Annotated in this window: 9 protein-coding genes; 8 read left to right on the forward strand and 1 reads right to left on the reverse strand. The window is 31.7% G+C overall.

Translation table 11 applies throughout. The features are described 5' to 3' along the window. The first annotated feature begins 155 nt into the window (after window positions 1–155). From pflA to BTO07_RS10800, 8 genes are all read left to right on the forward strand, one after another. Window positions 156–869 (forward strand): pyruvate formate-lyase-activating protein, encoded by a 714-nt coding sequence (gene pflA / locus BTO07_RS10765; RefSeq protein ID WP_257789774.1) that lies wholly within the window; start codon window positions 156–158, stop codon window positions 867–869. A gap of 164 nt (window positions 870–1,033) precedes the next feature. Beyond that, window positions 1,034–2,536, forward strand: coding sequence for a DUF3360 family protein (locus BTO07_RS10770; RefSeq protein WP_087521232.1), 1,503 nt, complete (start codon window positions 1,034–1,036; stop codon window positions 2,534–2,536). Window positions 2,537–2,692: 156 nt separating this feature from the next. Beyond that, window positions 2,693–3,142 carry a hypothetical protein gene (locus BTO07_RS10775; protein WP_087521233.1) on the forward strand — a complete coding sequence of 150 codons (450 nt, stop codon included), beginning with the start codon at window positions 2,693–2,695 and terminating at the stop codon, window positions 3,140–3,142. 148 nt (window positions 3,143–3,290) lie between these two features. After that, window positions 3,291–4,280, forward strand: a complete 990-nt coding sequence (locus BTO07_RS10780; protein WP_087521234.1) for an aspartate-semialdehyde dehydrogenase — start codon at window positions 3,291–3,293, stop codon at window positions 4,278–4,280. A gap of 14 nt (window positions 4,281–4,294) precedes the next feature. Then, window positions 4,295–5,341, forward strand: coding sequence for a ferredoxin--NADP reductase (locus BTO07_RS10785; RefSeq protein WP_087521235.1), 1,047 nt, complete (start codon window positions 4,295–4,297; stop codon window positions 5,339–5,341). Window positions 5,342–5,443: 102 nt separating this feature from the next. After that, window positions 5,444–6,109 carry a LysE family translocator gene (locus tag BTO07_RS10790; RefSeq protein WP_087521236.1) on the forward strand — a complete coding sequence of 222 codons (666 nt, stop codon included), beginning with the start codon at window positions 5,444–5,446 and terminating at the stop codon, window positions 6,107–6,109. A 355-nt stretch (window positions 6,110–6,464) separates the two neighbouring features. Then, window positions 6,465–10,673 carry an Ig-like domain-containing protein gene (locus BTO07_RS10795; RefSeq protein WP_198342455.1) on the forward strand — a complete coding sequence of 1,403 codons (4,209 nt, stop codon included), beginning with the start codon at window positions 6,465–6,467 and terminating at the stop codon, window positions 10,671–10,673. A gap of 27 nt (window positions 10,674–10,700) precedes the next feature. Further along, window positions 10,701–10,880: a hypothetical protein gene (locus tag BTO07_RS10800; RefSeq protein ID WP_087521238.1), complete on the forward strand. Its 180-nt coding sequence runs from the start codon at window positions 10,701–10,703 to the stop codon at window positions 10,878–10,880. Window positions 10,881–10,951: 71 nt separating this feature from the next. On the opposite strand, the gene BTO07_RS10805 is transcribed toward BTO07_RS10800, so the two are convergent. Beyond that, window positions 10,952–12,778, reverse strand: a complete 1,827-nt coding sequence (locus BTO07_RS10805; RefSeq protein ID WP_157663328.1) for a M1 family metallopeptidase — start codon at window positions 12,776–12,778, stop codon at window positions 10,952–10,954. Between the last annotated feature and the right edge of the window lie 53 nt (window positions 12,779–12,831).

Genomic DNA, 12,831 nt, shown 5'->3' on the forward strand with positions numbered 1-12,831 from the left:
TTATGTATTAATTAAGGGATTCAAAAAATAAAATTGACTCTTTATAGAGCCTACTTTTTAAGAAAGTATTAATTTTATTTTTTCGAATCCCTTTTTTTATTTAACTAAACTTATACATTATCAAAACTTCAGAAAACATATTAAATGTACACTCTATTGAATCCTTTGGGACTCATGATGGACCAGGAATTAGAACCGTTATCTTTTTACAAGGATGTAAATTAAAATGCCTGTACTGTCATAACCCAGATACAATAGACACTCATGGAGGTGAAGAACACCACATTGAAGATTTGGTACAAAGAGTCATTAAAATGAAAGCTTATTATGGCGATAAAGGTGGTGTTACTGTTTCTGGTGGAGAACCATTATTACAAGCTCATAATTTGATTCCGTTTTTTAAACGATTAAAGGAAGAAGGAATTAATACTAATATTGATACTAATGGACGAATGTTAAATCATCCTACTATTGAATTATTAGATGATTATGCAGATTTAATAATGCTAGATATTAAGCATATGACTGAAGATGGTTTTCAATATATTACTGGTAAAAGAAATATAGAAACTACATTCAATTTTGCAAAACACAGAGAAGAATCTGGTAAAAAAATGTGGTTACGTTATGTTTTAATTCCTGGCATTACAAACACACCAGAATTATTACATCAATTAGGAGATTATTTTAAAGACTACAAAACCATTGAACAAATAGAATTACAACCTTACCATAAATTAGGTATCCATAAATGGGAAGCTTTAGGTTGGGATTATGAATTGAAAGACGCAAGAGAAAATACAAAAGAAGAATTACAACAAGCGTCAGATATTTTAAGTAAATATTTCAAAAAAGTAAAAATCAACTAAAACAAACCATAGAGTCTACAATATATATTTTTTACAAGATAATTTATAATCGCATTACCACTTTGCTTTTAATATAGTTTAAGGTGATAACTGCTTAATTATATATAAAAAATTCTTAATAAAACTTTGATTAAAAGCCTCATTCCCCCCCAAAACATTATAGCATGAAAACTTACAAAGAACTTCATAAACCGGCTTCAGAGTTTAAAAGTCGATCGGAATACTTAGAACACGAATTACAAATAATGAAACCTAGAAGGTATAAATTAAACCTTCCTGGTAGAGATTTTAGATTCGAATGGGAAGATTTAGTACCAGCTCTCGCAGGAACTCTTGGTATTATTGCAATGTATTCTTCTGTAATGATGGCTTGGGCAGATGGTTTAACAGAAGCTTGGGATCACGTAAATTTAGGCAAAGATTTTGCTATTGAAGTCTCTCGAGTAGAGATGATTATTCCTGCCTTTTTGTTTGTTATTCTTGCATCCGGATTTTTTAATCCTAGAGCAAATTTGGCGGGAAACCACGGACCTATGATTCCTCTTATTGCAAGTATTGCTTTAGCTGGAGCTCATCCATTGGCGCTAGCAATCTTAATTGGTGTCTTTGGTCTTACACTTAGTTTTGTTAAAGGAGGTTCTCGTTTAGTAAATTTAACTAGTAAAGGTGTTGCTGGTGGATTGTTGATATTTCTAGGGTTCATGGGTGCATTGAGTCAAATTAAGACAATTCAAACTTGGAGTACAGGACTTGAATCTACCGCTGTAGAATCTGGATCAATGGGATATTTAGGGCTAATAATTTTAGTTATTACCGTAATTTTATACAGTTACCTTGCTAGAATTGGTAAACGATGGTTAGCAATTCCTGCCTGTGCTGTTACTGCATTAGCAATTGCTTTAATCGGTGGTGCTGGTTTTGATATTCAGTTTACAACAGAAATGGGATTACCAAATCTTAACCCTGCTTATTGGTGGGGAAGTACAGATAAAGGATGGATGCTTGGTTTACCAACTTCACAACACTTTATAGCTTCTTTACCTTTTGCTATTTTAGCAGTTGCTATGTGGTCTCCAGATTTCTTAGGACACCGTATTTTTCAAGAAATGAATTATCCGAAAAAAACTGAAAAAGTTTTAATGGATGTAGATGATACTATGACAATGTGTTCTATTAGACAAGTTGTTGGTACAGCAGTTGGTGGTGGTAATATTACATCATCTTGGGGTACTTACATGATTCCTGCTGCAATTGCAAAAAGACCTATTCCTGCTGGAGCTATTCTTTTAGGATTAATGGTTATGGCTGTAGCAATTTTAGGAAGCCCAATGGACGTAGCTGTTTGGCCACCTGTAAGATCTATTGCTTTACTTGTTGGTGTATTTTTACCAATGGTAGAAGCGGGTATACAAATGGTTAGAGAAAGTGCTTGTGCACAAGCTGCAGGAATCTGTATTTTTATGGCAATGGTAACAAACCCAGTTTTAGCTTGGGCTTTAGCTATGTTTTTAGATAATAATGGTTTAATTGGAGATAAAGAAAGAGCAAAAAAATTATCAGTGGTAGATCGAATTGTGATTCCGCTCAGCATACTTCTTATTTGTATTGCCGCAGTTCTTACAGTAGGAATGCTAAAAGGAAGCTATGGTATTGAAGCTTTCTTGTGATAAAAATATATAATTACTCATATCTATATTTGGTGTCTTTTACAAAACCAGAAAGATTAAAAAAATCAAAAACCTCCTTTATTGGAGGTTTTTATTTTAGAAATGGTTAAACTTTTTTAGTCTACCTTGTAAAAAACTAACTAAACAATTATTACTATGAAGTACTTATTATTTGCCATTGCATTATTTTTATCTTTAAACATTACTGCTCAAGAATTACCAAAAAAATCTAAAATATTTGTAAGAGTTTACAACAATTCAAATCAAAAAATTGCAAAAGGTAAAATATTACAGATTACTGACTCTACACTTGTCTTAAAAAAAGGGAGTAAATCAATTACAGTTCCATCAAGTGAAATTATGTATATAAAAACCAAAAGAACGAAAGGTCACAGCGTGTTAATGGGTGCTTTACCTGGAGTTGTTCTTTTAACAGTTTCCAATGATGCTTATGCTTCTGTTGGGGCTATTTTTTTAACCTTAGTTGGTACAACCGCTGGCTTTATATCTTCTCTTTTTAAAAAAACAACAACATATTCCTTTACTGGAGACATTGCTAAATGGAAAGGGTTTAAAGAAGATATGTATAGTCCTCAAAAATATTAATTTTATATCAAATAGTTTAATTTTAAACATTAGAAATTTATTTGCTAAATTTTTAAACTTTGGTTGATTTATAACGTTTTATGTAATTTAATTTATTTCTTTTTTTAGCATCTTTGCAGTTCAATTTAGAATACTAAAATTAAAAGTGATGAAAATAGCTGTAGTTGGAGCAACTGGAATGGTTGGAACTGTAATGTTAAAAGTTTTAGAAGAACGTAATTTACCTATAACAGAATTAATACCTGTAGCATCTGCAAGATCTGCTGGTAAAAAATTAACCTATAAAGGGAAGGATTTTACAGTAGTTACTTTAGAAGATGCATTAAAAATGAAACCAGATGTGGCTTTATTTTCTGCTGGTGGAGATACCTCTTTAGAATGGGCTCCAAAATTTGCAGAAGTAGGTACCACTGTTATTGATAACTCTTCTGCTTGGAGAATGGATCCTACTAAGAAATTAGTCGTTCCAGAAATTAATGGTGATGTTTTAACAAAAGAGGATAAAATTATTGCAAATCCTAACTGTTCTACAATTCAATTAGTAGCTGCTTTATCTCCTTTACATTTAAAGTATAAAATGAAACGTGTCGTAATTTCTACCTATCAATCTGTTTCTGGTTCTGGTGTAAAAGCGGTTCAGCAATTAGATAATGAAGAAGCTGGTATTGATGGTGAAATGGCATATCCTCATAAAATTGGTAGAAATGCAATACCCCACTGTGATGTTTTCTTAGAAAACGGATACACAAAAGAGGAAATGAAATTGGTTAAAGAACCAAAGAAGATTCTACGTGATGATTCTTTTTCTGTAACAGCAACTGCTGTTAGAATACCTACTGCTGGTGGACATTCTGAAGCTGTAAATGTTCAGTTTGAAAATGATTTTGATTTAGCTGAAGTTCGTCAGATATTAACAGATACTCCAGGTATTATTGTTCAAGATGATTTAGATAACAACGTCTATCCGATGGCAATAAATGCGCATAATAAAGATGAAGTTTTTGTTGGACGAATTAGAAGGGATGAATCTCAAGAAAATACCTTAAATTTGTGGATCGTTGCAGACAACTTACGTAAAGGTGCTGCTACAAACACAGTTCAAATTGCCGAATATTTAATAGCAAATAATTTGGTGTAAAACATACATTTTTAATGGCAACATTTCACAAAATAAATATACAAGATGTGATAAGAGAAACCGCCGATGCGGTTTCTCTTGTTTTTAAAATACCTGGAAATTTAAAATCTAAATTTGCATTTCATTCTGGGCAATACTTAACACTTAAAAAAACAATTAACGGTAAAGAAGTTAGAAGAGCATATTCTATCTGTTCTTCTCCAACCGACAGTTATTTAAAAGTAGCAATTAAAGCTGTTGAAAATGGTATTTTTTCTACATATGCTACATCAGAATTAAGATCAGGAAATTTTATAGAAATTTCTGAACCAGAAGGAAAATTTATATTAGAACCAAAACCTAATAAAAATTATATCGCTTTTGCTGCTGGATCTGGAATTACGCCAATTCTGTCTATGATTAAAGATGTTTTAGAAAATGAATCTTCGTCTACTTTTACATTAATCTACGGAAACAAAACAGTTGCTGATACTATTTTTAAAAACGAATTAGATGCTTTAAAAGAAGCAAATTCAGATCGTTTTAACCTCCATTACATTTGTAGTAGAGAACAATTAGAAGATTCTTTATTTGGTAGAATTGATAAAGCACACACTAATTTCTACATCAATAACAAATACAAAGACACCACTTTTGATGCTGCTTATTTATGCGGACCAGAAGAAATGATTAAAGAAGTTTCTACCACTCTTTCTGAACATGGTATTGCTGATGAAAATATTCATTTCGAATTATTTACAGTTTCTGTTGATGAAGAGGCAGTTTCTGAAATAAAAGAAGGAAATACAGAAATAACTGTTTTGTTAGATGATGAGGAAACTACATTTATAATGAAACAAACTGACGATATTTTATCAGCAAGTTTACGTAATAATTTAGATGCTCCTTATTCTTGTCAAGGTGGCGTTTGTAGCTCTTGCTTATGTAAAGTTACAGAAGGAAAAGCTGTGATGGTTAAAAACTCAATTTTATCAGATAGTGAAGTTGAAGAAGGTTTAGTTTTAGCTTGTCAAGCATATCCAACTACTTCAAAAATTAGTATTGATTTTGATGATGTTTAGTAATATGTTTAATTGTTGAAATGGTTAATTGTGTAATTGTTTCGTTTGATTATTAAATTTTTGAATCTTTTAATTATTTAGTTCTTTAATCTTTTTTTCGCAATGGATATTTACGACTTTAAAAATGCATTCTTAATTGGTTTTTTCATGGCTTTCATGATCGGACCCGTATTTTTTAAACTTATTCAAACCAGTATTTTAAAAGGAGCTAGAGCTGCAATTTCTTTTGATATTGGTGTTATTTTAGGTGATATTACTTTTATTTTGATCGCTTACTTTGGAAGTAGATCTATGTTAGAAAAGATTAAAGATGACCCTAGACTTTTTTTTATCGGTGGTTTAGTGCTTATTATTTACGGACTCATTACCTACTTCGATAGACAAAGTAAAAAAGAGGCTTTAGAGAATGCAAAAACGATTGAAGTTCCTATTAAAAGTAATTATATAAAACTGTTTTTTAAAGGGTACTTTTTAAACTTTATAAACGTTGGTGTTTTAGCTGGTTGGCTAGGAATTGTAGTTGTAGTAGGGCCAACTTTATATATGAATCCTACAAGTATTTTTTGGTACTTTGCAACTGTAATTTTAGGGTATGCACTTACAGATTTAGGTAAAATACTCTTAGCAAAACAACTAAAAAATAGAATGACTCCTTTAGTAATTTATCGAGTTAAAAAAATTATGGGAATTCTTTTAATTCTTTTTGGTGTAATTTTAATGCTAAAAGGATTTATCCCTAATGAAAAAATTGATAGTTTAATTCATTAAAAAAACCTTATTTATTATAAATAAATACACCTTTAAATCTTATTATTTAAAAAATAAATTACCCTTACCTCCCTTATTTTATAGCATATTATTTTTATTCATTATTCTAGACTGTAAAAAAACCCTATTCTTAATAAATGTAATAATCTAAAAATCAATAAAATACATTTAAGGGGGTGGGAAAAACCACCCCCTGTATTTTTATAATATTGACCTTTATTCTACATATTAGTTGTAACATTGTAAGTCAACTAATAATCTCCCCCTGCTAACTTTAATTATGAAAAATAATTTTACTCAAAACAGCAGTACCAATTACAAATCATTTAAACCTTGTTTTAAACAACCACTTAATATGCTTAAGTATAAACTTCTATTTTTTATTTGTGTTCTTTTCTTTATTACACCAACTATTAATGCACAAGACACTACTGCGCCAGTATTTGAAAACGGTACACCAAATGTTTCTAATATAACAACAACTTCGTTTACCTTGAACATAGACTTAGACGAAGCAGGAACCGTTTATTATATCTTAGAAGATACTGGTACTGCTCCTGCAGAAGGTTATCCACCCCGACGACCTGGCCGATTTACAGCAGGTAACGTAAGAGATGGAGTAAGTCATTCGGACTATTATGGAACCGCAGTTGTTAGTGGTGGCAATTTTGTAAATAGTATTAATGTCACTGGCCTGACCGCGAACCATTTTTATTATGTTTGGGTTGTAGCCGAAGATGATGAAACCACTAAGAATCTATCAACAACTCCCCTAAGAATAGTAGCTACTACACTTGATTCACTAAATATAATTTATCAAAATCCTAATGATGAAGCAACGGACGTTGCAGTTGATCTTGGAAGAGATACAAGTAACAGTTTTTATATTGCATTTTCTGAGAATATTAATTTTGGTACGGGGAATATTCAAATAATTGATTTAACAGATGGATCAAGCACCTATACAATTGATGTTGCTAATCCTGGTACACAGGCAGAAATCGATATTCGTAGCCCTGAAGAAGTGATTTTTCACTTGACTGGAAATTTTGATGAAAACACAGACTATGCCGTTCAAATTGCTCCAACAGCAATAGTATCAACAAGTGGTGAAGCATTTGCAGGAATAACTAACAATACAACCTTTAATTTTAAAACTATAGGAGATACTACGAATCCTAACTTTAATAGCGCAGGTTCAACTCCAAATGATAATGAACCAGGTGTGTCTACATCCGCTGATATTGTTCTTGACTTTGATGAGGATATTGTAAAGGGAACAGGTTTAATCACGTTGCATAATGTTAGGGAACGTACAATTTATGAAACGATTGATATTGCAACGGCAACGGCAACTACTAGTCCTTTAAACGGTGCTTTAGGTATTGTAAACGATAAATTATATATCAATCCAACTTCTTCAATGTTTGAGAGCTCTGTATATGCTATTCAGATTGCAGCGACAGCAATTGATGATACTGCAGGCAATAGTTTTGCAGGAATTACCGACAATTCAACATTCAATTTTACAACTGCAGATGAAACAAATCCTACATTAACAAGTTCTTTGCCAACAGACGGAGCTACAGGCATTGCAACGAGTAGTAATATTGTGTTGACTTTTGATGAGAACATCGCTTTTGGAACAGGAACCATTCAAGTAATTGATGTCTCACACCACATTAGTACATTTACTATTGATGCAGCTTCACCAGGAGCACAAGCTTCAATTAGTGGAGCTGTGTTAACTATTAATCCCAGTAGCTTAATGAGTGGTGGTCCTTCTTATTATGCTATCCAAATTGCGGCGACAGCGATTGATGATCTGAGTGGAAATTCTTATGGAGGAATTACTAACAATACAACATTAACTTTTACGACCGAAGACACAATGGCTCCATTGTTTGACGCTACACCTACTGCATCTTCTATTACAGCTACAACTTTAACACTAAATGCAGACATTAATGATACAAGCGGAGTTATTTTTTATGTAATAGTGCCTGATGGTTCAGCAGCACCAACTGTTAACGATGTTCAGTCTGGAACAGGTAACGGAGGTTCGGGGCAAATAACGAGTGGAAATTCAAATGGTCCTTTTGGAGATATGGAAACTCATGTTTTTAACGTGACAGGATTAACTTCTGAAACAGCTTATGATATTTATTTAGTAGCAGTTGATAATCTTGGTAATACTCAAAATAGCTTAGCAAAAGTAGACGTAACAACATTAGATGTAACAAACCCTACCTTAACAAGTTCTTCGCCAACAAATGGTGCTACAACAATAGCAACCAATAGTAATATTGTGTTGACTTTTAATGAAAACATTGCCTTTGGTACAGGTTTTATTCAGTTAAAAAAATCTAGTAATGATTCCGCAGTTTTTTCAATTGATGCTGCAAATCCTACTGCTACTTCTAATATAGCTTCAATTAGTAATAATATTTTAACAATTAATCCTAATACATCTGCTTTAGATAATGAAACAAGCTATTATTTATCAATACCTGCAACATCCATTGACGATACAAGTGGAAATTCTTATGACGGAATTAGTGTAAAGACTACCTTAAATTTTACTACAGTAGATATTGCTAATCCAACATTAACTTCTACATCTCCCGCAGATGATGCTAATGATGTTTTGGTGAGTGCCAATATTGTATTAACATTTAACGAGAATATTAGTAAAGGAACAGGGAATATTGTCATCAAAAAAACTTCAGATGATAGTACTATGGCTACCATAGATGTAACAACAGGTTTAGTAACCACAAATACAACATCTGCAACTATAAATCCTTCTTCTAATTTTGATTTAAATACTGAATATTACATTCAAATAGACAATACTGCTTTTAAAGATGCTGCCGATAATAATTATGCAGGTATTACAAGTACAACAGACTTAAGTTTTACAACAGAAGCAAACCAAACAAATACTTATTTTTCTGCAGGTGGTAACTGGAATGTTGGAGGTAATTGGTCTTTAAATAGAATTCCTATAAGTACAGATAATGTTGTTATTCCTAATAGTCCTGAGCTAAATATTAGTTCTGTCACTATTAACAATTTAAATATAACAGGAACTCTAAATATTCAAACGGGTAACTCATTAACTGTAAATGGAAACCTTACCCAAAATGGAACATTAAATATAAATTCTGATGCCACAACAAATGGTTCTTTAATTGTAAAAGGTACTTCTGCAGGAAATGTAACTTATAAAAGACACCTTACAACTTCTGGAGTTAATGCAGAAGGTTGGCATTTAATTGGTGCTCCTGTTAATGGACAATCTATTAATAGCTTTTCTAGTTCTTTTATAACTAGTGGTACTAAAAAAGCGATTACGCCTTATGTTAATAATGTTGTATCAGCTTCTCGTTGGAATTATTACACAACCGATATGGCAAACCCTATTGCAAGTGCTGGTAATTTTGTGACTGCAAAAGGATATTCTGCTAAAATAGGAACAGCAGGTACGTTAGATTTTACAGGGACTTTAAACGTAAATAATGCTGGAGAAACAATTGCTATTACAGATGGTGGAGATAATCCTGCAGGAAATAGATGGAATTTAATAAGTAGTCCATATACAGCTTCTTTAAAAGGAGGAAGTAGTACAGATGATACTAATTCTTTTTTAAGAGTAAATATTGATGCAAGTACTTTAGACCCATCAAGAGCAGGTTTAACTGTATGGAATGGTACTGCCTATGAAGAAAAATCGGTAGATGACGATTTCTTTATTGCACCGGGTCAAGCTTTCTTTGTACATGCTCCAGATGGAGGTAGTACTTCTGCAAGTTTTACAGAAGCAATGCAAACACATCAAACAGGAAATATCTTTTTGAAAAGTGGCTCTAGTTATCCTGAAGCAATACTACAAATTACTGATGGTACTAAAAACTCTTCAACAAAGATTAGATATATACAGAATAGAACAACTGGTTTAGATGTTGGTTCTGATGTAGGTACTTTTACGGGTGTTAGTAATAACCTTAAGGTATATACTCATTTGGTAAGTAATAATGAAGGCGTAGATCTTGCAATACAAGCTTTACCAAATACTAATTATGAGAATATGGTAGTTCCTGTTGGTGTAAATGCAGAAGCTGGTAAAGAAATTACATTCTCAATGGTTGCTTCTAATTTTTCTTCAGACCTAAAAATATATTTAGAAGATAGATTAACAAATACATTTACTCGTTTAGATGAAAATAGCAATAATTATAAAGTCACTTTAGAGGAAACCTTGAACGGAATTGGTCGTTTTTATATGCATACTACTAATAGTACATTAAGTATTAACAACGATTTACTATTAGAAAACATAAGTGTATATAAACTAGACAATACTTCTTTAAGAATAACCGGAATAACATCTAAAAATGCTTCTTTCAAATTATTTAATATTATTGGAAAACAAATTATGGATACTTCTTTTTCTTCAAATGGTGTTAAAGACATTTCTTTACCCAAATTAGCAACTGGTGTTTACATTGTTCAACTACAGACCGATAAAGGGAAGTTGAATAAGAAAATAATTTTAGAATAATAACGATAATTTTTAAGACAAGACATCATGAAGAACACAAACAAAACTCAAGATATTGCTCAAGAAATTACTCGTAAACAAGCAATTAAAAAAATAGGAAATTATGGTAAATATGCTGCATTAACAGCATTAGGAACTTACTTAATATTAAACCCTCAGAAAGCGCAAGCAACAAGTATGGAAGAGCCAGGAACTGGTTTCTTTTAAACATACTTTAAATAATAATCATAAAAAAAGCGAGGTTTTCACCTCGCTTTTTTTAATATATCTATTTGACTTTACTTTACTTCAAAAACATTATTTGTTAAATTAATGTCTGCCATTAATCCGCTTTTATCAATCGTAACAGACTTTACAGTTTTAGAAACAGTAAAAGAATACGTTGGCATTGCCCAACCCCAATCTTTTAAAACTATTGAAGTTGTAGGTTTGCTACCTCTCATCATTCTTAAAGGAATATTAAAACTTTCTGTACTTCCATCAACATAAGCTACTGCAACATCCATAGGCATTGGCATTTGCCCAATTCTTTCTAGTGTTATTGTTTTTCCATTAACAGATTTTACACCATAATCAATAGTATGTAAAGTTTGTGTCCATTCATTTAAATACCAATCTAAATGAATATTAGAAACTTTTTCCATAGAACGCTTAATATCATTTGGTGTTGGATGTTTAAAACTGAAATCTATAAAGTATTTTTTCAATCCATTTTCAACATTTTCTTTTCCTATTATGTATTCTAATTGTGATAAGAAAATATTTCCTTTAGAATAACTTGCTGTTCCATAGGCCTTATTTGTATGATATCTATCTGCATGCGTAGTTAAAGTTTCTTCATACCCTTTTGCAACAATAGCTCTATACCCTTTGTAAGAACCTGCATGTGGATTTTTTTTATTCTCTTTTAAAATTTCATTTTCTGCTTGGTTAGAAATATAGCTTGTAAAACCTTCATCCATCCAAGGATGTAAACTTTCATTTGATGCTAATAAAAACTGAAACCAAGTGTGTGCCATTTCGTGAGCAGTTACGCCAAAAAGACTTCCAAATTTACGTTTACCAGAAATTAAAGTAGCCATTGCATATTCCATTCCTCCATCTCCACCTTGTATTACAGAATATTGTTTATATGGATATTGACCAACATTCTCACTGAAATAAGTCATTAATTCTGCAACTTTAGGTTGCAATTCTTTCCAGTTTTTTAAATAAACTTCTTCAAGATTTTTCTTATATAAAAAATGTAAATCTATTCCGTTTTCCATTTTTAAAACATCGTGTTTGTATTCTGGATCTGCAGCCCACATAAAATCGTGCACATTTGGTGCTTTAAAATTCCATGTTAATTTATCGCCAGTTGGCAAGTTTATCTCCTTTGAATCATCTTGGTAACCATGACCAATTTCTTGAGGATTCTGTAAATTACCAGAACCACCAACAGTATAGTTTTTATCAATATGAATCGTTACATCAAAATCTCCCCAAACACCTTGAAATTCTCTTGCAATATAAGGTGGTGTATGCCAACCTTGAAAATCGTATTCTGCTAATTTAGGATACCATTGTGCCATAGACAATGCAACGCCTTCTTTATTATTTCTTCCAGAACGACGAATTTGAACAGGTACTTGAGCATCAAAATTCATTTCTAAAGTAACGGTTTCACCAGATTTTATAGGTTGATTTAATACTACTTCTAAAATTGTACCTACAGTTTCATGAGAAACTACAACTCCGTTTTGTTTTAAAGAGTTTACTTTGATATAACCAATTTCACTTGGCTTTAATTTACTAATTCGGTCTCTAACTCTTTTATCCGGATCTTTAATGTTTAAAGAACGAACATCCATTTGAGAACCAGGTTGAAATGCATTAAAATATAAATGATAAAACACCTTTTTTAAATCGTCTGGAGAATTATTAGTATACACTAAAGTTTGTTTTCCTTTGTATTGATGTTTTTTTACATCTACATCAATATCCATCGTGTAATCTACATGTTGTTGCCAATAGGTTTCTTTAGCTACAAAAACTGTATCCTTTGTAACTTTACAAGCTGTTAACACGATTAGTGACAATCCTAAAAAGTAAATTTTTCTCATATATAAGTTGATTTAATTTCAAAAAAAAGCAGCATTTTTTAAAATGCCGCTTT

The sequence above is a fragment of the Polaribacter sp. SA4-12 genome (assembly GCF_002163675.1).
Classification (GTDB): Bacteria; Bacteroidota; Bacteroidia; order Flavobacteriales; family Flavobacteriaceae; genus Polaribacter.